General features: G+C 45.2%; 16 protein-coding genes and 1 other annotated feature. Of the genes, 9 read left to right on the top strand and 7 right to left on the bottom strand.

Annotated elements, in window-relative coordinates:
* Position 1: 1 nt before the first annotated feature.
* From L1D31_RS08315 to L1D31_RS08305, 3 genes are all read right to left on the bottom strand, one after another.
* Entirely contained in the window at positions 2–610 is a 609-nt protein-coding gene (locus L1D31_RS08315; RefSeq protein ID WP_239836620.1) for an aminodeoxychorismate/anthranilate synthase component II, read from the bottom strand.
* Between the two features lie 3 nt (positions 611–613).
* Complete coding sequence (locus L1D31_RS08310) at positions 614–2,179, bottom strand: anthranilate synthase component 1 (RefSeq protein WP_239836619.1); 1,566 nt, start codon at positions 2,177–2,179, stop codon at positions 614–616.
* Positions 2,180–2,310: 131 nt separating this feature from the next.
* Positions 2,311–2,413 (bottom strand) — a sequence feature (Trp leader region).
* Positions 2,360–2,485, bottom strand: coding sequence for a Trp operon leader peptide (locus L1D31_RS08305; RefSeq protein WP_239836618.1), 126 nt, complete (start codon positions 2,483–2,485; stop codon positions 2,360–2,362). It overlaps the preceding feature by 54 nt.
* 82 nt (positions 2,486–2,567) lie before the next feature.
* On the opposite strand from L1D31_RS08305, the gene L1D31_RS08300 reads away from it, so the two are divergent.
* The 5 genes from L1D31_RS08300 (at position 2,568) to rluB (ending at position 8,387) form a co-directional block, all read left to right on the top strand.
* Positions 2,568–3,425 carry a PHP domain-containing protein gene (locus tag L1D31_RS08300; protein ID WP_239836617.1) on the top strand — a complete coding sequence of 286 codons (858 nt, stop codon included), beginning with the start codon at positions 2,568–2,570 and terminating at the stop codon, positions 3,423–3,425.
* A gap of 84 nt (positions 3,426–3,509) precedes the next feature.
* Complete coding sequence (locus L1D31_RS08295) at positions 3,510–4,130, top strand: L-threonylcarbamoyladenylate synthase (protein ID WP_239836616.1); 621 nt, start codon at positions 3,510–3,512, stop codon at positions 4,128–4,130.
* A 118-nt stretch (positions 4,131–4,248) separates the two neighbouring features.
* Positions 4,249–4,899, top strand: a complete 651-nt coding sequence (locus L1D31_RS08290; RefSeq protein ID WP_239836615.1) for a hypothetical protein — start codon at positions 4,249–4,251, stop codon at positions 4,897–4,899.
* Positions 4,896–7,259 (top strand): EAL domain-containing protein, encoded by a 2,364-nt coding sequence (locus L1D31_RS08285; RefSeq protein WP_239836614.1) that lies wholly within the window; start codon positions 4,896–4,898, stop codon positions 7,257–7,259. Before L1D31_RS08290 ends, L1D31_RS08285 begins: the two co-directional genes overlap by 4 nt.
* Before the next feature lie 189 nt (positions 7,260–7,448).
* Positions 7,449–8,387, top strand: coding sequence for a 23S rRNA pseudouridine(2605) synthase RluB (rluB, locus tag L1D31_RS08280; RefSeq protein ID WP_239836613.1), 939 nt, complete (start codon positions 7,449–7,451; stop codon positions 8,385–8,387).
* Positions 8,388–8,577: 190 nt separating this feature from the next.
* Here the strand turns inward: rluB and cydC are convergent, their stop codons facing one another.
* The 3 genes from cydC to trxB all read right to left on the bottom strand — a co-directional run bounded on the left by cydC (position 8,578) and on the right by trxB (position 13,153).
* Positions 8,578–10,299 (bottom strand): cysteine/glutathione ABC transporter ATP-binding protein/permease CydC, encoded by a 1,722-nt coding sequence (cydC, locus tag L1D31_RS08275; RefSeq protein ID WP_239836612.1) that lies wholly within the window; start codon positions 10,297–10,299, stop codon positions 8,578–8,580.
* Positions 10,292–12,079, bottom strand: coding sequence for a cysteine/glutathione ABC transporter permease/ATP-binding protein CydD (gene cydD, locus L1D31_RS08270; RefSeq protein ID WP_239836611.1), 1,788 nt, complete (start codon positions 12,077–12,079; stop codon positions 10,292–10,294). Before cydD ends, cydC begins: the two co-directional genes overlap by 8 nt.
* A gap of 111 nt (positions 12,080–12,190) precedes the next feature.
* Positions 12,191–13,153 (bottom strand): thioredoxin-disulfide reductase, encoded by a 963-nt coding sequence (gene trxB / locus L1D31_RS08265; RefSeq protein WP_239836610.1) that lies wholly within the window; start codon positions 13,151–13,153, stop codon positions 12,191–12,193.
* 400 nt (positions 13,154–13,553) lie between these two features.
* Between trxB and L1D31_RS08260 the strand changes: the two genes are divergently transcribed.
* From L1D31_RS08260 to L1D31_RS08245, 4 genes are all read left to right on the top strand, one after another.
* The gene (locus L1D31_RS08260; protein WP_239836902.1) at positions 13,554–14,210 is read left to right on the top strand and encodes a 2OG-Fe dioxygenase family protein; all 657 of its coding nucleotides are present in this window, start codon (positions 13,554–13,556) and stop codon (positions 14,208–14,210) included.
* Positions 14,194–15,429, top strand: a complete 1,236-nt coding sequence (locus L1D31_RS08255; RefSeq protein ID WP_239836609.1) for a cysteine desulfurase-like protein — start codon at positions 14,194–14,196, stop codon at positions 15,427–15,429. Before L1D31_RS08260 ends, L1D31_RS08255 begins: the two co-directional genes overlap by 17 nt.
* Positions 15,430–15,584: 155 nt before the next feature.
* Complete coding sequence (locus tag L1D31_RS08250; protein ID WP_239836608.1) at positions 15,585–16,628, top strand: pitrilysin family protein; 1,044 nt, start codon at positions 15,585–15,587, stop codon at positions 16,626–16,628.
* A 69-nt stretch (positions 16,629–16,697) separates the two neighbouring features.
* Positions 16,698–18,332 carry an insulinase family protein gene (locus tag L1D31_RS08245; RefSeq protein WP_239836607.1) on the top strand — a complete coding sequence of 545 codons (1,635 nt, stop codon included), beginning with the start codon at positions 16,698–16,700 and terminating at the stop codon, positions 18,330–18,332.
* 72 nt (positions 18,333–18,404) lie between these two features.
* Here the strand turns inward: L1D31_RS08245 and L1D31_RS08240 are convergent, their stop codons facing one another.
* The gene (locus L1D31_RS08240; RefSeq protein WP_239836606.1) at positions 18,405–19,229 is read right to left on the bottom strand and encodes a DUF2797 domain-containing protein; all 825 of its coding nucleotides are present in this window, start codon (positions 19,227–19,229) and stop codon (positions 18,405–18,407) included.
* Between the last annotated feature and the right edge of the window lie 134 nt (positions 19,230–19,363).

Here is a 19,363-nt window from a genome sequence, read left to right as displayed (position 1 = left end):
CTTATTGCAGCTGTGCTGACGTTTGTTCTGAATGACCAAGAGCCCATTCGATGGCGTTCGCCAATAGGGTTGCACCGTAGGTAGTCATAATCGATTCTGGATGGAACTGGAATCCGCAAATCTTATCTTGTTCTTGTACTACCGACATCACCAGCCCGTCAACTTCGGCGGTGACGGTAAGAGAAGGTGGCACTTCTGTCGCCACCAATGAATGGTAACGCGCAATGGCAAGTGGTGAAGGTAAGTCTGAATAGGTGGCATGGTGTTGATGCTCCATCATCGACACTTTGCCGTGAACGATTTTCCCTGCACCGGCTACGGTGCCTCCATAAGCTTCAACAATAGCCTGATGACCTAGGCAGATGCCAATCATCGGCACTTTACCTTTGAGACGTTGAATGACTTCTGGCATTGACCCAGCTTCAGAAGGCGCTCCAGGCCCAGGTGACAACAAAACGACTGGATTAGAAAGTTTGTTGACGGCTGCTTCAATTGCCGAAGCGCTGATATGGTTACGGTAGATGGTGACTTTATGACCCAGTGAACGAAACTGATCGACCAAGTTGTAGGTAAATGAATCAAAGTTATCGATAAATACAATGTTAGCCATCTCTTACGACTCCTTATGCGCTGACTGAATTGCAGAGATAACGGCTTGTGCCTTACCACGAGTTTCATCGGCTTCGGCTTGTGGTTCTGAATCAAATACCACCCCAGCACCTGCCTGAACTTGTGCAATGCCATCTTCCACGTAAGCAGAGCGAATGACGATGCAGGTATCGAGTGTTCCTTCACCTGTTAGGTAACCTACCGCTCCTCCATAGCTACCACGGCGAGCGCCTTCGACATCGCGAATCAGTTGCATCGCACGGATTTTAGGTGCCCCGGTAAGCGTCCCCATATTCATACAGGCTTGATAAGCGTGAAGAGCATCGAGATCTTCGCGAAGTTGACCAACCACACGAGACACCAGATGCATAACATGGCTGTAGCGGTCGACTTTAAGTAAATCGGCCACATGACGAGAGCCTGCCTGAGAAATACGAGCAACGTCGTTACGCGCGAGATCGACTAGCATCATGTGTTCGGCGTTTTCTTTCATGTCGGTACGCAGCTCAAGCTCAATACGGCTGTCGAGGTCAAAATCTATAGCACCATCAGGACGCTTGCCACGACGACGTGTACCAGCAATAGGGTAGATCTCGACCTGATTAGTCTCAGTCTCATATTTCAGAGCACTTTCTGGTGAAGCTCCGAATAGTGTGAAGAGTTCATCTTGCATATAGAACATATAAGGGCTTGGGTTACTTTGCTTGAGCTCTTTATATGCTGCAAGAGGTGAGGGGCAAGGCAGAGTAAAGCGACGTGACGGAACAACCTGAAAGATATCGCCTTTAACCACATATTGTTTTAGATCGCGAACGATCTGACAGAAATCGGCATCACTCACACTTGGTTGAGGGGTGATGTTGGGCAGTTTCGTTGCCAGTGGTAAATGTTTAAGGTTGGAGCATTGAGATTGAATGCTTTCGATACGAGCTTGTAACGTTGCTTTTTCTTCTTCGTTTGCAAATAAAGTAGCTTGTAGGTCACAGGACTCGCGTTGGTGGTCAACAATGAGCAGTGTTTCAGCGACATAGAACACATAATCTGGACATTTATTAGTGGCTTCGGCATCACCTAAAGGTTCAAAATTAGCCACCATATCGTAAGCAAATAAGCCACCAAGGAAAAGCGCATGCTTTTGCTGTTCACTGAGGTCAAAGCTGTGTTGAACTAGGCGCAGGGCGTCAAAGGATGAAGCTTCGCGTAAGCGAGAATCTTCATCTAATGTGTCGCAAGGTGCTTCGAGCTTAAGTATCAGCGTCGTGCCATCAAAAGAATGAGTCACATTGTTATGAATGTTGTGAGTCAAATGAGAAAGCAGGTGTTTGCCGTTATTCGTCAGTGCTTGCATGGTAACGATGTGACCGTTGCAAACGATGCGAACGGCAGAATCTACGATCAGCAAGCTTTTGAGGTTTTGCTTAGAGTCAATTTCCGCAGACTCTAATAATAGGCTGTCAGTTTTTTTCTCACACAAGGAATGAAACAGACGAGTTGGGTCCTGTGCGTAAGGTGCAGACGCTTGAATGACTTCAAGATTTCCTAGCTTTTTGATTTCAATGGCCTTGTTCACAAGACCTCCTTTTCATTTGTATTCTTTCTTACTTCCTGTCGTACATAGTCGCACAAAGAAAACATTCACCCAATGTGGATTTTGCAGTAATTGATGAATGTTTAATCAGTTGAGTGCTTTGTATCCGACAAAACAAAAAGCCCGCTTTAGTAGCGGGCTTGGTAACATTAATCTGTTCAATTAAAAGTACACGTTAGCCCACCAAGAACTTGTCCAAGTGCGCCACCAAGCAAGGTTTGCAGAACTGTCACGTAGAGTGTCAGATGCAAGATTCGCTTTTTGGTTTTGGTTAAATTCTTGTAACATAGTGAGCCTTTATTCAGGTACTTCGTATTTGTGTACTAGTTAACTAGTGCAGAGGTAAAAAGTCAACTAAAAAAACACATTTATGAGAATTGATTTACACAGCCACACAACCGCCTCTGACGGACGATTACCTGCCAACGAATTGATAGACAGAGCTCTCGGTTTCAACATTGATGTCCTCGCGATCACTGATCATGATACGGTCGATGGTTTAGAGCAAGCGCATCAGTACGTAGAAGCAAACCAGCTGCCAATTAAGATCATTAACGGTATCGAAATCTCAACGGTATGGCAGAACAAGGATATCCATGTCGTTGGGTTGAATTTAGATCCGCAATCTGAGCAACTCGGCAAGCTCATCGAGCAGCAGAAAAAGCATCGAGAAGGTCGAGCAGAAATGATGGCGCATCGTTTGGCTAAGGCAACCAGAGAGGGCGTACTGGAAGAAGTTCAAGCTATTGCGGGGGATGCGCCCATCACCCGTGCTCATTTTGCTAAATGGTTGGTTGATAACGGTTACGCGAAAACCATGCAGCAGGTATTTAAAAAATATCTAACTCGCAATAACCCTGGTTACGTGCCGCCCAGTTGGTGCTCAATGGAAGAAGCGGTATCGGCTATTCATAGCGCAGGTGGGCAGGCCGTTCTAGCCCATCCGGGGCGTTACAACTTAACTGCTAAGTGGATAAAACGACTGATTACAGCATTTGTTGAAGCGGGTGGTGATGCGATGGAGGTGGCTCAACCACAACAAGGTCAACAAGAAAGACGCAACTTGGCTAATTATGCTATACAATACAAACTATTAGCGTCTCAAGGCAGCGATTTCCATTATCCATCTCCTTGGATGGAGTTAGGCAGAAATCTATGGCTACCTGCAGGTGTTGAACCTGTATGGAAAGATTGGGGTATTGAGCCTTCGCAAGCTGATGGTCAATAATTGGACTGATTAGTTTATAAGATTGCTATTAAATCAATACGTTAAGATATATAGAGTCGAGAGACTCGATGATGAGGAATGACAATGAGCCAGTTTTTTTACGTTCACCCAGAAAACCCGCAGGCTCGCTTGATTAATCAGGCTGTAGCAATCATTCGTAATGGTGGCGTGGTTATTTACCCAACAGATTCAGGTTACGCACTGGGTTGCCAATTAGAAAATAAACAAGCATTAGAACGAATCTGTAAGATTCGCCGATTGGATGAGAAGCACAACTTCACGCTACTTTGTCGTGATTTGTCCGAATTGTCTTTGTATGCCCGTGTTGACAATACGGCATTTCGTTTACTAAAGAACAACACGCCTGGGCCGTACACTTTCATTTTCAAAGGCACCAAAGAAGTTCCTCGTCGCTTAATGAACTCGAAGCGTAAAACGATAGGTATCCGCGTCCCCGATAACCGCATCGCACTCGATCTTCTCGAAGCGCTCGGTGAGCCACTGATGTCGACGTCTCTTATTCTTCCGGGTAACGACATTACAGAGTCTGATCCAGAAGAGATTCGCGACCAACTGGAGCATGCTGTCGATTGTATCCTCAACGGTGGCTACCTTGGTGAGCAACCAACAACAGTGGTTGACTTCAGTGATGATGAACCCGTTATTGCTCGTTTAGGCTCTGGAGACCCTGAGCCTTTCAAGTAACAGCCAATTTTGCTGACTCCCAAGAGCATAAGACATTGATGCTTATGCTCTCTTTACCCGCAAAACTTCCCACTGACTGCTATGCTGATTGTTAAGTCTCACTAATCAGATATGCAATATGCGTCACTTGATCTTTGTTCTCTCCTTTTTCAGCCTTGTCTGCTTCGCTGCTCCGGTTGAAATTCGTGTTGTCCAGAATAATGGTAAACCTGTTAAAGATGCAGTGGTCTATGTCACGGCGTCCAATTTACCGAAGCAATCTTCCTCAGTAAAAGACACTTTAGTGACTGAGATCTCGCAAGATAAGCGTGCATTTAAGCCTTATATCTCAGTAGTTAAAGTAAACCAGCCAGTGTTGTTTACCAATAAAGACAACATTTCTCACCATATATACTCAATTACTGGTCCACTGGATTTTTCTTTCGTTATTCGTTCCTCGGAAGCAGGGGTAGAGAAGTCCTTCCTCAGTGAAGGAGTCATAGCGATGGGGTGTAATATTCATGATTGGATGAGCGGCTATATCAAGGTTGTGGACACGCCGTATTTTACCATCACAGGTAAATCTGGAGTGGTAAGAATGACCTTACCGGATGAATTAGAAAATGTGAAAGTCATTGCATGGCACCCTCAGATGAATGAGGAATTGTATGCCAAGCTTAGTCAAGAGAAAGAGTTGACCTTGTCGCTGACGAAAAAGATGTCACCAATACCCAAACAGAAAAACACTCAGACGATTGATTTTTACAGATCTTACGGGTCATACAAATGAGTCAATTCAAAAGTATTCAGACACAAATTCTGCTTTCATTCCTGGCGGTATTAGTCACTGTACAGTGTGTTCTGTTTTACTCCATCGTTCAATCGAATGAAGAAGAGAGAGCTGAACGAGCCCAAATACACCTAAGTACAGCAAAGGTAGTGTTTGAAAATCAGTTTGAACAACGTACGCGGAATCTGAGCGCATTTGCACAAACTGTGGCAAAAGACTTTGGCCTTAAACAGGCGCTGAGAGAGGATGAACGCAGCTTTTTGGTGGCTTTAAACAATCACCGCCAACGGATATCCGCTGATTTGGCGATCGGTCTTACTGCCGATGGTAATTTTATTGGCAAATTGGTTTATGACAGAAGCAGTAATCGGACACTTGCCGATACGGAAAACAATATGCTGACGATGGCTGAAACTGCTGCCCCAGATGAAGACCGACCCATCCTTTATGATTATCAGGGCGCTGTGTTCCAATTAGTTTTGGTTCCAGTACAAAGTGGGGCAGAAACCGTTGCATGGATAGGTTTTGGCTTCGCTATCGATCAGATATTGGCCCAAAGGTTAGCACTGTTAACCGGTATGAATGTTGATATCGGCTATCAGGAAAATGGTCAATGGTCACTGCTTGCTAGTAGTATTGAAGGTAAAGAGAGTGGTGTTTCTTCTAAGCCCCAGCAAACGGATGCCAATACTATAGCGACTGAGGTAGCGATTGGCTTTAAAGAAGAAAAAGACCTGATCGCTGCACTTTACCTCTCCAGATCGGATCTATTCGCCACACTTCAAAGCCGTTGGTTCCAAGTTGTGCTGATCGTATTGGGTACGTTTGGCTGTTCGGTGCTTGCTGCATATTTCTTGTCAAAAAGCCTTGCGAAACCTTTGCAGGAGCTAGTGAAAAAGGCACAACAAATCGCTAAGGGTCAGGCAAGTAACGAGTTGGTGGTTAAACGCAAAGATGAGTTAGGTGTATTGGCTCATGAGTTCAATTTAATGAATCAGGCGGTTAATGATCGTGAAGCAGAGCTTAATTTCCGTGCTTATCACTCTGATTTGACACAAATGCCGAATAAGAAAAAGTTATTTGAAGATATTGCCCATTTGATTCAGAACCAATGCGATGGCTTTATGCTAATTCGATTTCGAGTCCTGGAGTTTGAAGAACTTAATTACAGCCTAGGTCTGGATACGGGGGAAGAATTGCAGGTGGCGGCTGCGAGTCGTTTGTTGACTTTGGATGAACAAGCTCAGTTTTACCAGCTTGACTCATCTGAATTTGCTTTATTAACGACCTGTAGCAAGCTTCAAAGTGATGAACAAAGTGTCGATGTTGTTTTGCAGTGTTTATCGGGAGTGTTTACTTTGCGACGTATTTCAGTGACGGTGCACACTGTTTCTGGTTATTGTCGTTATCCCAAACATGGTGAAACGGCGCGACAACTGCTTCATAATGCAGGGATTGCTTTACAACAGGCAATGAAAATAAAGCAACCCAGCTTAGAGTTTGTTTCTAGCATGGCGGAGAGTGCGATTAATCGAGTGCGTCTAATCCATGAATTGACAGAAGCGATTCGGAATGAGCAGTTGGTTCTTCACTTTCAACCCAAATTAAATCTACACACATCACGAATCGATAAAGTCGAAGCTCTTGTGCGCTGGGAACATCCAGAGCTGGGCATGATTCCTCCTGATGAGTTTATTGAAATTGCAGAAACAACAGGGCAAATCGATGCTCTAACGGACTGGGTGATAGGTAATGCATTGCGGCAGCTTCAAACTTGGAGAGAGGCGGGGTATGAGCTTGGTGTCGCGATCAATGTTTCAGCGGTTAACCTTAAACAGAAAGACTTTGATGTTAAGGTCGCTCGTTTCCTCTCTCAGTTTGGTTGCAGTGAAGCTGAGGTTACGATAGAGATCACCGAAAGCGCTCTTGCAGAGGACCCTGAATACGCATTATCGCTACTGAGCAGAATGTCCCGACGAGGTCTGTCAATTTCGATTGATGACTACGGAACAGGTTACTCATCGTTATCTCAGCTCAAACATTTACCTGCTACAGAGCTCAAAATTGATAAATCCTTCATCCTAAATGTCGCTGACGACCAGCAAGATCAGACGATTGCACAATCGACCATCAAACTGGCTAAAAGGTTTGGGTTGAAAACGGTCGCGGAAGGTGTGGAAGATCAGGCCTCTCTGGATTGGTTAATAAACAATGGCTGTGATTATGCGCAGGGCTATTTTATTAGTCGGCCGAAGCCTGAAGAACAGTTAACACCTTGGCTAGAGGTGTTAGAAGATCAGCGTTGGGGGGATATTGAACCAAAAGCTAAGGCGATAGGCTCTGTTCATTCTCGTCAATAAAGTGCTAGGTTAATGAGGTGTATAAAGGTTATAAAATCTTACGATTACTCTCATTATTGGCTATTGTTATTGTTGTCAAAATCGAAAATAAAGCATGCGTTTTTTCCAAGGATTTGCGATAATATGCGGCCGCGAATTTAGGTCGCAAAATAGAATCGACGTCTGAGAAGACGACACAAAGGTAGATGAATGAACGAAAAATTACAGAAAGTATTAGCGCGAGCAGGCCATGGCTCACGACGCGAGCTAGAAGCCTTAATTAAAGCGGGTCGTGTAAGTGTAAATGGCGTTGTGGCTAAGCTTGGTGAGCGACTAGAAGACGAGAATGCCGTAGTACGTATTGACGGTCACACTGTTTCTGCTAAGGCGCAGGAAGAAGTTGTGTGCCGTGTGCTAGCTTACTACAAGCCGGAAGGTGAGCTGTGTACTCGTCATGATCCTGAAGGTCGTCGTACTGTATTTGACCGTCTACCAAAAATCCGTGGTTCGCGTTGGATCTCTGTTGGTCGCCTAGATGCGAATACATCAGGCTTGCTGTTATTTACTACCGATGGTGAGCTTGCTAACCGTCTTATGCATCCAAGTCGTCAGGTCGAGCGTGAGTACCTAGTGCGTGTATTTGGTGAGGTGGATGAGAAGAAAGTCCGTAACCTCGTCAGTGGTGTTGAGCTGGAAGATGGTTTAGCGCGCTTTGAAGATGTTGTTTACGCAGGTGGTGATGGTATGAACCACACTTTCTACGTTGTGATCAACGAAGGCCGTAATCGCGAAGTGCGTCGTTTGTGGGAATCTCAGGACTGTACGGTTAGCCGCCTGAAGCGTGTTCGTTACGGTGATATCTTCCTTGATAAGAAACTGCCTCGTGGCGGATGGATGGAGCTTGACCTCAAAGAGGTGAACTACTTACGTGAATTGGTAGAGCTGCGCCCTGAAAAAGAGACCATGCTTGACGAAAACAAAGCCAATACGTCACGTAAGCGTGAGCGTTCTCGTAGCCAGAAAATTCGTCGCGCAGTTAAGCGTCATGAAGAACGAATGAACAATGGTGGTGGACGTAGTAACAATCCAGCTCGCCGTAAACCGCGCAAAGGTGCGGGTGAGCAAGGTGCTCGTAATAAGCAGCGTTAGCGCTAATCAATCTATTTCAAAAAGCAGCCATACGGCTGCTTTTTTGTACCTCCAATCAGATAAATAGCGTACCTTTTAGAGCGATCACCGCGCTACCAGAAATCTTGATTCTCCCATTTCCCTCTCGTTCGATATCAAGATAATTGTCGCTAGTCAGCGTAAAAAGGGCGATGTCTATCGCCCTTGTGGATCATAGCGTTTGGTTGAGCTCGAAATATCGCCCTTGTTTTTCAAGCAGCGCTTGATGGCTACCATGCTCGACAATCTGGCCTTGCTCAATTAGGCAAATGGCATCCATTCTGTGGAGATCCACTAAGCGGTGAGTAATGAAAACAACCGTTTTATTTTCAAAGTGCTGCTCGAACAGCTTCATGATCTGTCGTTCTGTTTGCTTATCCAAACCTTCGGTAGGCTCGTCAAGTAATAGGATAGGGCCATTGTGTAGTAAAGCACGCGCAATACCGATACGGCGCTTTTCCCCACCGGACAGTTGGCGACCACCGTCACCTAACCATGTATCTAAACCTTGCTCATCCAATAATTTGTTTAGGCCGACTTTAGATAACGTTTCGGCTAACTGTTCATCGTTAGCATCTGGAGAAGCCATCAATAAATTATCACGCAAAGTACCGTTTAATATATCAACTCGCTGGCTGACCACGCTGATGGCTTGGCGTAACTGGCTTTCACTCCAATGACGAATGGATTGGCCCGCAATTTTAATGTCGCCTTGCTGGGTGTCCCAATAGCGGTTCAGCAACTGCATTAATGTCGATTTACCGGAACCGGTTTGACCCACCACTGCGATGCAGTGCTTGGCAGGGATTTGCAGGCTAATGTCTTGAAGTGTATTTGAATCGCCATCAGGATAACGGAAAGTGACATTCTCATACTCAATTGAATAGGTGTCGTCGTGCTGAGTGTTTTGGTCTGGGAACTGAACATCAGGCTCGGACAAGATGATGTCGTTTAATCGCCGTGCTGAAGTTAGTGTTTGACCCAAATGTTGAAAAGCGCCAGCAATTGGCATTAGAAGCTCGACACTGGCCATTGTAGCGAATACCACTAAGGCAACCATAGGATCAGGCATATTACCGCCCACTCCATCTGCCGCTAGCCATAGCATCAGAACAATTGTCCAACCGTTAGCCAGCATCAGTAATGCTTGTGCTAAACCTGCAAAGTGAGCATTAAAATACTGATTCTTCAGTAAGCGTTCTTGCACATTTAAAATCGCATTACGGTAACGCTCTTCCGCTCCAAACAGAGTGAGCTCGCTATAGCCTTGTAACCAATCCAATGTTGCGATACGCAGGTCGGATTTGTTCTGTGTCAGCTCTGCGCCATTGGTTTTACCTAATTTGTAGAACAGTACCGGCCAGATGAGCAGTAAAGCCATAAGAATGGCGCCAAGCGTTAAGCCGAGTTCCATGTCAAACCAGCAAATCAGTGCAGTTAAACTTAGGATGCCAAGTGTGCCTACGACCATAGGACTAACAAGGCGCAGATAGACGTGGTCCATCGCGTCAATGTCAGCCACTAGGCGGTTGAGTAAGTCAGCATCACGTAGGTTTGATACTCGCCCCGGAATTAATGGTGTGAGTTTGGAAAAGAAGAAAATACGCAGATCGGTCAGTAGCTTGAAGGTAGCGTTATGGCTAACAACGCGCTCACCCCATCGACCAGCGGTGCGTCCCATGGCAAAGCCGCGGACAAAAGCCCCTGGCAGCATGTAGTTGAAGGTTTCTCGGGCGATAGTTAACCCGGCCACTGCGGCTGCAGATAAGAACCAACCGGACAAAGTCAGTAAGCCAATAGAGGCAAATAGAGTCAGGAAGGCCAACAGCATTCCCAGAGATAGGCCGAACCAGTGCTTTTTATAAAGTTTTAGATAGGGAACTAAATCACGCATCGAGATTCCCCTTATTGGCTTGGTTTAGAGTATTATTCGCCTGAAGCATATTTTGGAATAACCCCTCTTGGCTAGAGAGTTCGTTGTAGTGACCACTTTGAATAATCGCACCGTTTTCCATGACCAGAATCTGTTCAACGTTTTGTAGAGGGCTGAGCTGGTGGGTGACCATCAGCGTCGTTTTACCTTCGATCTGACCAGCTAAGCCCTGCATCACTAAGCGTTCACTACGCGCATCCAAGCTAGCGGTTGGTTCATCCAGAAGCCAGAATTTTCCGTCCTGTACCATCGCTCTTGCGAGTGCTAATCGTTGAGCTTGCCCAACAGAAAGGCCGCCAGAGCGGTCGGATACGGCGTAATCGAGGCCGTGTTGCTCTACGAATTCTGCGGAGAAAGACTCTTGTAATGCGGTTTGAATAGCGTCATCCGATACGTTGTCTTTGCCCAACGTGATGTTGTCACGGATAGAACCATGCAATAGCAACGGGTTTTGGCCAACCCAACTGATTTTTTCTCGCCAGTTTTCGAGATTCAGCTCTGTTCTCTCGATGCCATTGATGATGAGTGACCCCTTATATGGGAGGAATCCGAGTATCGCATTGATTAAGCTGGTTTTGCCGGCGCCACTTGGGCCAACTAAAGCTGTCGTTTGAGCCGTCGAGAGGTCAAAACTCACAGGACCAAGAAATTTAATGCCTTCAGGTGAGAACACCTCTAAATCTTTTGCTTGGATGGAAATAGCGTCATTCGCGCTGAGCGTTTTGTCACCTGAACGAACGGCACTGACATCAGTATCAAGGAACTCAACAATGCTTTCAGCAGCTCCAACCGCTTGTTGCTTAGCGTGATAGAAAGTACCTAAATCACGCAGTGGTTGATAAAACTCAGGAGCCAGGACCAGAATAAACAGGCCTGCCATCAAGGTTACCCCTGCACCATAGTCACCAAAGTTAAGTTCACCGATAAAGGCGAAACCGAAGTAAACGGCGGTCAGTGCAATGGAAATAGAGGTAAAAAATTCCAGAACGGCGGAAGACAGAAACGCAATTTTCAGGACATCCATTGTGCGAGTTCGGAATACTTCAGAAGCCCCACGCATGACTTCCGTTTCTGCTTTGGTTCGGTCAAAAAGACGGATCGTCGTCATCGACTGTAAGCGGTCATAAAAGTGACCAGATAAACGCTGTAATGCTTTGAAGTTCTTGCGGTTGGCGTCGGCGGCTTTCATACCGACTAGGGCCATAAACATTGGCACTAATGGAGCAGTGAGCAGGAAGATAAGACCGGCTGCCCAGTTCACTGGGAAGACGACAATAAGTATCACGAAGGGAACAAGCACAGAGAGAGACATTTGAGGCAGATAACGCGCGAAGAAATCATGCATATCTTCTACTTGTTCAAGCAATAATGTTGCCCACGAACCAGCAGGTTTACCTTTGATATAAGCTGGGCCTAACTCTCTTAGCTTGTCGAGAATAAGCTGGCGTATATAAACACGAATTTGCGCGCCGCAGCGATAACCTGCGATCTCTCGGCCCCATGAACACAGCGCTCGAACACCAATGACGGCGGCTAAACCAATGAAATAAGGCACAAGTTGATATTTGTCGACCTGTTCTATGATCAATTGATGCAGAATGGTGGCGAGCAAGGCTGCTTGAGCTAACAAAAATACGCTTGAAAGTACGCCGAGGCCAACAGCAATCATCAGCCAGCGTTTTGCTAACTTACTTTGCTGCTTGAGCCATTTATTCAAGCTGCGCTGTTTCTTTTTGTCCATCGTGAAGGCTTAATGATAATTATTATGCGAGTTGAGGTTCGCGATTATACAAAAGAAAGCCTCGTGGGAATACCACGAGGCTTTAAGGATTTGAGTCAAAAATGAAAAATATTATTTACGGTCTGCTAGAGCATCCAGAAAACGTTCAGCATCAAGGGCTGCCATACAACCGGTTCCGGCTGAAGTGATTGCTTGGCGATAGTTGTGATCCATGACATCACCCGCAGCAAAGACGCCTGGGACGCTGGTTTGTGTCGCATTACCGTCAAGGCCAGATTGGACAAGAATATAGCCATCTTTCATCTCTAACTGACCTTCAAAAATGCCTGTATTGGGTTGATGGCCAATTGCGATGAAAGCACCCATCACTTCCAATTCTTCTATAGAGTCTGACTTGGTGTCTTTAATGCGAACGCCCGTCACACCCATGTCGTCGCCTGTGATTTCTTCCAAAGTGCGATCCGTATGGAGAATGATGTTGCCGGTTTCGACTTTGTCCATCAAGCGTTTAACCAAAATCTTTTCAGCACGGAAGCTGTCACGACGGTGAATCAGATGTACTTCTGAAGCAATGTTAGAGAGGTAAAGCGCTTCTTCAACAGCCGTGTTGCCGCCGCCAACCACCGCGACTTTTTGATTACGGTAGAAGAAACCGTCACAAGTTGCACAGGCAGACACACCACGCCCTTTGAACGCTTCTTCTGACTCAAGGCCAAGATACTTCGCTGAGGCACCAGTCGAGATAATCAAGGCATCACATGTATATTCACCGCTGTCGCCTTTCAGACGGAAAGGGCGCTGGCTGAAGTCGACTTGGTTGATATGATCAAAAACGATCTCTGTTTCAAAACGCTCGGCATGTTCTTTCATACGTTCCATTAGAGCAGGCCCAGTCAAGCCTTCAGGATCACCCGGCCAGTTTTCAACTTCGGTTGTTGTCGTTAACTGACCACCTTGTTGCATACCAGTCACCAATACTGGGTTTAGATTTGCGCGCGCAGCGTATACTGCAGCAGTGTAGCCCGCAGGACCAGAACCAAGGATAAGTAACTTACTGTGTTTTACGTCGCTCATTTGTGCTCCATTAGCGGTGACGCTTATCAATTTCATTCGATTGTATGGAATAGTTTGGGGTATTGAAAGCGTTAGCAAGTCGTCGAAATGTAATAAATGGTTATAGATTAGAACGCAAACGATGACGCTTGCAACGACAAAAGAGCACCTTAACTAATTGAGCTGAAAGATTTATATTGCTGTTAACAGATAAGTCATCTGAATTTTTGACTCGTCAAACTCTAAAAATGGTTCATTTAACTGTAATTAATTTTATTTTTGGTGTTACATTCTAAATTATAATTTTTGTTGGTTTTAACTGCTGATATTTGTTGATCTTGCAATATAAATGCGCAAATAATGGTTGTGAACAAGATGTTAACCAAAGATTCCCATATGAACATTCATTAAGGAGATGATGATGTTACATAACCGCGAAACAACTTTGCAGCTCACTCAGTTAAGTGACTCTGCGTTTGCACAGTTGGCGCCGTCTTTTACCAAACTACCTAATACCGAGCATGCAGACGGTCAATACCGTTTGCGTCGTTACTCAGTCATCCAGTTTAAAGATGGTCAGGTTATTGATCTTCAGAAAAATGAGTTCATGCAAACCGATGATATCAACCGGTTTCAAGGTAATGTCGTGCGTCAATTTGAGCCTATTGAAGCGACGACCCTTCAAAGTGAAGGGATGCGCGAGATCTGTCAGCTGTTTGTCGATGCTAATAAGTTGATAGATGGTCAGGAAATTGAAATTCACCAAATGCGCATCTCTGCCATTTTTGATGAGACGCAGGTAGCACCAGAAGGCGTGCATCAAGACGGCTTCGACCATATTGCACTTGTCGGAATGGGTCGCCATAACATCGAAGGTGGCGATGTGATGCTATACAGCAGTTTCAACGAAGCGCCTTTTTTCCGCAAAGTGCTTCAAAACGGTGAAGTTGCCATGTTGGCCGACAATAAATTGTGGCATAACGCAACGCCAATTCGCTCTGTGATTGAGGGTGAAGAAGGGTATATGGACGTATTTGTACTAACCGCGAAGGAAGCCGTGAATGAACTTCACTCCTAACTTGGTACGCGCGCAGTTTCGCGCCTTACAGCAAAGTCACAATGACCTGCCGGTGATGTTTCTTGATGGCCCGGGTGGATCACAGGTGCCAAATAGTGTACTAGAGGCGATGACCGCGTATCTGGGCTTTTTTAATTCGAATCTTGGTGGTCACTATTTTTCCAGTGCCCATACCACTGACTTGATGAAACAAGCGAGAGAATCTGCACAAGCGTTACTCAATGCAGAATCGAGCGATAACATCGTCTTTGGTGCCAACATGACCTCTTTGACGTTCCAGCTTAGCCGGGCAATTAGTCGCGGTTGGCGAGCAGGAGATGAAGTCATCGTTACCTCTCTCGATCACTACTCCAACGTGTCGAGTTGGCAGCAAGCGGCGGATGATAAGCAAGTGAAAGTCTATCAGGCTCGAGTGAATGAGCAAGACTGTTCACTAGACTTAGAGCATTTGCTATCGCTGATCACTCCTAAGACTAAACTTGTCGCGCTGACTTACGCATCTAATACCACAGGCTCAATTGTGGACGTGAAACGTGTAGTTGAAGCCGCACACAGTGTGGGAGCTATGGTATATGTCGATGCTGTACATTACGCTCCGCATCACTTGGTTGACGTACAACAGCTAGGATGTGATTTCTTGGCTTGCTCTGCGTATAAATTCTTTGGCCCCCATGTTGGGATTGCATATATCGCGCCTAAGTGGTTACAGTCTTTACAGCCATACAAAGTCGAGCCTGCTACCAATACAGGTCCGGGTCGATTTGAGACGGGCACTCAGAACTTTGAAGGTCTTGCGGGGGTCATTGCCGCTGTCAAGTATCTGGCTCAATGGGGTAAGGATGGTGATGATCTTCGCCGCCGGTTGGTCGACTCTTTCCAACAGTTTAATCAACACGAGTCCGCGATCAGTGAACGTTTCCTTACACGTTTAGCAGAGCTAAAAGGAGTGAGGTTGTGGGGACGCAATGAAGCCAACAGTGAGTTGAGAACGCCAACTTTCGCACTGACTTTTGATGACCATTCCCCTGAGGAGATTGCTCAGAAGCTGGGTCAGCGTAATATCTGTGTTTGGAACGGACATTTTTATGCGCTTGGCTTGGCCCGTCAGCTCGATCTTGAACAATCAGGTGGTGTGGTTCGAATTGGTTTCATGCACTACAACACATTAGAAGAAGTCGATGTATTGTTTGATGAGCTGAAACTTATCTTAGGACAATGAATAGCGAAAGACTTTTTCTGCTTTTAAGCTATAAATAAGGCCCTCACTGAGGGTCTTTTTTGATCGTGAAGGACTAATTCTTATTAAATAGACTATCGACATTGATGTATTAACAGTTATATTTCGGCTGAATATAAAACAGAAGCATATCGATTATGAAGAAAGTCTTAATTATGTTTGTCTTGCTGTTAGCCGGTTGTGCTCAGCAAAGTACGAATATACCTATTCAGCAAGATACTAACTGGAAGTCTGGTCAGTTAGACAACGGGTTCAGATACCATATTTACCCAATTGATACAGAAGCAATATCTCTTCGGTTATTTGTCCATGTTGGCTCATTGGAAGAAACACCTGACCAACTCGGGTATGCCCACTTTGTCGAGCATATGGCATTTAATGGTAGTGAAAATTTTACGCCAAATGAAGTCATCGAACTGATGGAGAAGACGGGAGCAAGCGGTCACGATGTTAACGCTTATACCTCGTACGAGGAAACAGTCTACACACTCTGTTTACCGAACCAAGATGAACTCGACAAAGCAATACTTTGGCTAAGAGACGTTGCAAATCGTGTGACATTCGCCCCTGAGGAGGTTGAGCGCGAGAAAGGAGTCGTTCTGGCAGAATATCGCCGGGGAGTGCCTGAGCATTTGTCTTTCTACGATAAGGCGTATGAAAACAGCGTGAAAGGGACACCTTATGAGGGAAAGGACGCGATTGGTACACCAGAGACTATCCAAAGCGCAACTTCTCAATCACTGAAAGCGTTTTATGACACTTGGTATCAGCCACAATCCAGTGAATTAATCATTGTCGGAGATATTAAGCGTGACGATGCGAAAGGGTTAATCCAAAAAATGTTTGCAGACTGGCAGCCAACGAATGACTTACCACCACCTGTTCGAGCAAAAGCTGCGATCAACAGAGGTGACTTTGTTACTCAAGTTAGTATTGATGAGCCATCGGTGGTAGGGATGACTTTCTATCTGGGGGAAAATTTGCTTCTCACAAGAAATGATCTTATTGAGTATTGGAAAGACAAAATTGTTGCTCGCTTGATATCACATCGATTAGATGCAGTATACACCGAACATGCTTTACCTTTACGCGGCTGGGATTCTAGTATTTATACGAGTGTGCAGGAGCGCGTATACGATACGTCTATCTCATTCTCCCCTCAAGATCGAAATGCCGTTTAGCCTTTGTTTTTTGAAACTTTGGCGTCGCTCAGGGATCATGGTGTTAGTCAAGAAGAATTGAAGGTAGTTATGGCTGAATATAAAAGTAGTCGTAAACACGCGGACGATGAGTGGTTTCGGCGTGGAAGCGAAGACTTCGCTGAAGACAGAACAACCCAATTGGCGGAGGGAGAACCTTCTCAGTCATTAGCCGATTACAAGCGCAGTCTCGATCAACTGCTGCGTTTAGCGGATATTGACTACATCAATCAACATGTACGAAATATGCTATCTTATTCATATGATATGTTCGTCGGTACTGACCCCGTGGAATCGATTGAGCAAGTGAAGCAAAGTCTGCCTGAGTGGAAAAGCATGTATGGAATGCCTGGTGTGGCCAGTAATCACATAAGTACGGATATGAATGGATTGGTTGAAGTGGAGTCAGAAAAGCCTTTACCTGATGCCATAGAACAAAACAATGGAGAGGTGACTTGGTCCTTGGATAATGGTATTGACGTACTATTTGACCCCGATAACGACACTGATTTTGCTCATATTGTTTATATGTCTTCGGGTGGGAAAGCCGTTCTGGAGCGAGAGCTTGTACCAGCATCTCAATTACTCTTGGCAACCCTCATAAAGAGTGGTGTTGCTCAGTTTAATGGTACTCAGCTCAAAGCGTATATCCGCAAAAATGATATTGATGTTCAGAGTTACATTAATGGCACTGAACATGGTTTTGAAATCAGTGCTCCTAAAGACCAAGTTAATGAGGTACTCAAACTTCTTTATAACGTGATGGTATACCCTAAGTTTAGTGAACAGCAGATCGAAGTGTTAAAGCAGGAGTATGCGGATGAACTCATGTCTTATCTCAAATCTCCGCTCGGTCAATGGTATGACGCGATTGAAACGAATACCTTTGCTGCTCAAAGTGTGTATTTCCCTACTTATGCCCATGATTTTGAAAGCGTGACGGTCGATCAAGTGCAACAAGCTTATGACGAGCTATTTAGAAAGGCTCGCAATAGTAAGCTGGTGATTGTGGCTGGGGCTGAATCATCGCAGATTGCTTATGGTGTGAAGAACTATATTTCGACAATTCCTCTGGAGGCGGCGAAGATGCCGCCTTATCAAGTGCGTTATAATGCTCGCCCCGATAGCAAAATTAACCTAGCGATCAATAATGAGCAAAATAGCCGTTACAGACTGCGCGCTATTAATCAATCCGCAAGGGCTCAAGATGCAAAACTTACGTTGGTAGATAAGGTTGTGCAGCGTATTTTAGCCAGACGTCTAGATGCTTACGTACGTGAAGAGCTGAGCTTAGATTATGCCCCCGACAGTTACTTTTCTACTGACAATAATGAGCCGGCAACGGATTGGACTATTGAAGCTCAAGTTGCAGCAGAAGATCTACCTAAGGTAGAACAAGCCATTGATAAAGTCATTCAGAATCTGATCGCTTCTGTGACCCAAGAGGAGCTAGCGATTGCGAAGGAGCAGTTGGATGTGTACCTTGAAGACACGATTAACTACCCCTCAGACGTTGCTTGGTTCCGTGCTTTAACTTTGGTGAATGATTTTGGTGAAGAAGCCTTCACTCAATCAAGAGAGGTAGCAAAAACGATTACGTTAGATGACGTGAGAGTTCGTGCTATAGAGTCATTTGGTCAAAGTGCAGAGCATTACAAATACATACTTAGCCCGCTAGCCCAATAAGTTGCCTTGTTACAAAAAGCCCTTTCATTTTTAATGAAAGGGCTTTTTTAATAGGAGTTAATGGGCCAGGTGTTATACGCTGACTTCAACTTCGTAAGACGTGAACTTGCGGATATTAATCACACCAGTATCAAAAATCATATATTGACCTTTAATACCCTGTAAAGTGCCTGCCACTTCAGGGTTCTTATCAAAGTTATGCGATGTGATTTTTATCGGGTGCTGCAAAACTGGGTAGCTGATGGACGTGGTATCAGCGTTGAGTATCTCAATCGCATCATCACCGAACTGATGTTTTATCTCAGCGATTTTGTCCTCAACCAACGGCAATAGCTCTGCAAACTTCTCTTCAAGTGGCATTGGCTCGCCATCTTCTTTGAGCAAAGTTCGCCAGTTGGTTTTATCTGCAATGTGTTTTGCCAACTCAATTTCAATCAGGCCTGAGATATGGCGAGTTTTCACTTTGAATATTGGAAGGCCTTGTGTGGCACCTTGATCAATCCAACGTGTCGGGATCTGTGTATGGCGAGTAATTCCGACTTTGAGGCTTGATGTATTCGAAAGATAGACGAAATGGTCAACCATGCAGTTATCTTCGCCCCATTGCGGCTCGCGACATGTGCCTTGATCATAGTGACACGTTTCCGGTTTCATAATGCACATATCGCAGCTCGCGAGCTTTTTCATGCACACGAAACAGTGGCCCTGTGAGTAGCTTTTTTTGGTTTTCTTACCACAAGAGCAACAAAAGATGTTACCGGTATGGTTTAGAGTTATTTTCTGGCCTATGAAAGGCTGAAGGTCGACGAGTTCATCACCGACTGGAAGATGATAGTGTACTTCACCATCTAACGAAGCACGCATCTTACTTAGCGTACCTTTTGCGATTAAAGACATGACATTACTCATTTTATATTGACAGCTCTTATATGGGTAAATGTTGTATTTGAGCTGTTTAACTCAGCGGTTAGTGTAGCAGAGAATCGTTATCGACCATATTGCTACTTGGCTGATGTGGCTTTATGAAGATA

This window comes from Vibrio sp. Isolate23 (assembly GCF_022398095.1).
Taxonomy (GTDB): Bacteria; Pseudomonadota; Gammaproteobacteria; order Enterobacterales; family Vibrionaceae; genus Vibrio; species Vibrio coralliilyticus_A.
Note: the sequence above shows the minus strand (reverse complement) of the source record. Positions and strands in the feature narration are given on the sequence as shown.

Coding starts and splice junctions, on each gene's coding strand:
- rluB (WP_239836613.1), top strand. CDS start 7,449: ATGAACGAAAAATTACAGAAAGTATTAGCGCGAGCAGGCCATGGCTCA.
- L1D31_RS08295 (WP_239836616.1), top strand. CDS start 3,510: ATGAGCCAGTTTTTTTACGTTCACCCAGAAAACCCGCAGGCTCGCTTG.
- L1D31_RS08290 (WP_239836615.1), top strand. CDS start 4,249: ATGCGTCACTTGATCTTTGTTCTCTCCTTTTTCAGCCTTGTCTGCTTC.
- L1D31_RS08305 (WP_239836618.1), bottom strand. CDS start 2,485: ATGTTACAAGAATTTAACCAAAACCAAAAAGCGAATCTTGCATCTGAC.
- trxB (WP_239836610.1), bottom strand. CDS start 13,153: ATGAGCGACGTAAAACACAGTAAGTTACTTATCCTTGGTTCTGGTCCT.
- L1D31_RS08260 (WP_239836902.1), top strand. CDS start 13,554: ATGTTACATAACCGCGAAACAACTTTGCAGCTCACTCAGTTAAGTGAC.
- L1D31_RS08300 (WP_239836617.1), top strand. CDS start 2,568: ATGAGAATTGATTTACACAGCCACACAACCGCCTCTGACGGACGATTA.
- cydD (WP_239836611.1), bottom strand. CDS start 12,079: ATGGACAAAAAGAAACAGCGCAGCTTGAATAAATGGCTCAAGCAGCAA.
- cydC (WP_239836612.1), bottom strand. CDS start 10,299: ATGCGTGATTTAGTTCCCTATCTAAAACTTTATAAAAAGCACTGGTTC.
- L1D31_RS08240 (WP_239836606.1), bottom strand. CDS start 19,229: ATGTCTTTAATCGCAAAAGGTACGCTAAGTAAGATGCGTGCTTCGTTA.
- L1D31_RS08250 (WP_239836608.1), top strand. CDS start 15,585: ATGAAGAAAGTCTTAATTATGTTTGTCTTGCTGTTAGCCGGTTGTGCT.
- L1D31_RS08315 (WP_239836620.1), bottom strand. CDS start 610: ATGGCTAACATTGTATTTATCGATAACTTTGATTCATTTACCTACAAC.
- L1D31_RS08245 (WP_239836607.1), top strand. CDS start 16,698: ATGGCTGAATATAAAAGTAGTCGTAAACACGCGGACGATGAGTGGTTT.
- L1D31_RS08285 (WP_239836614.1), top strand. CDS start 4,896: ATGAGTCAATTCAAAAGTATTCAGACACAAATTCTGCTTTCATTCCTG.
- L1D31_RS08255 (WP_239836609.1), top strand. CDS start 14,194: ATGAACTTCACTCCTAACTTGGTACGCGCGCAGTTTCGCGCCTTACAG.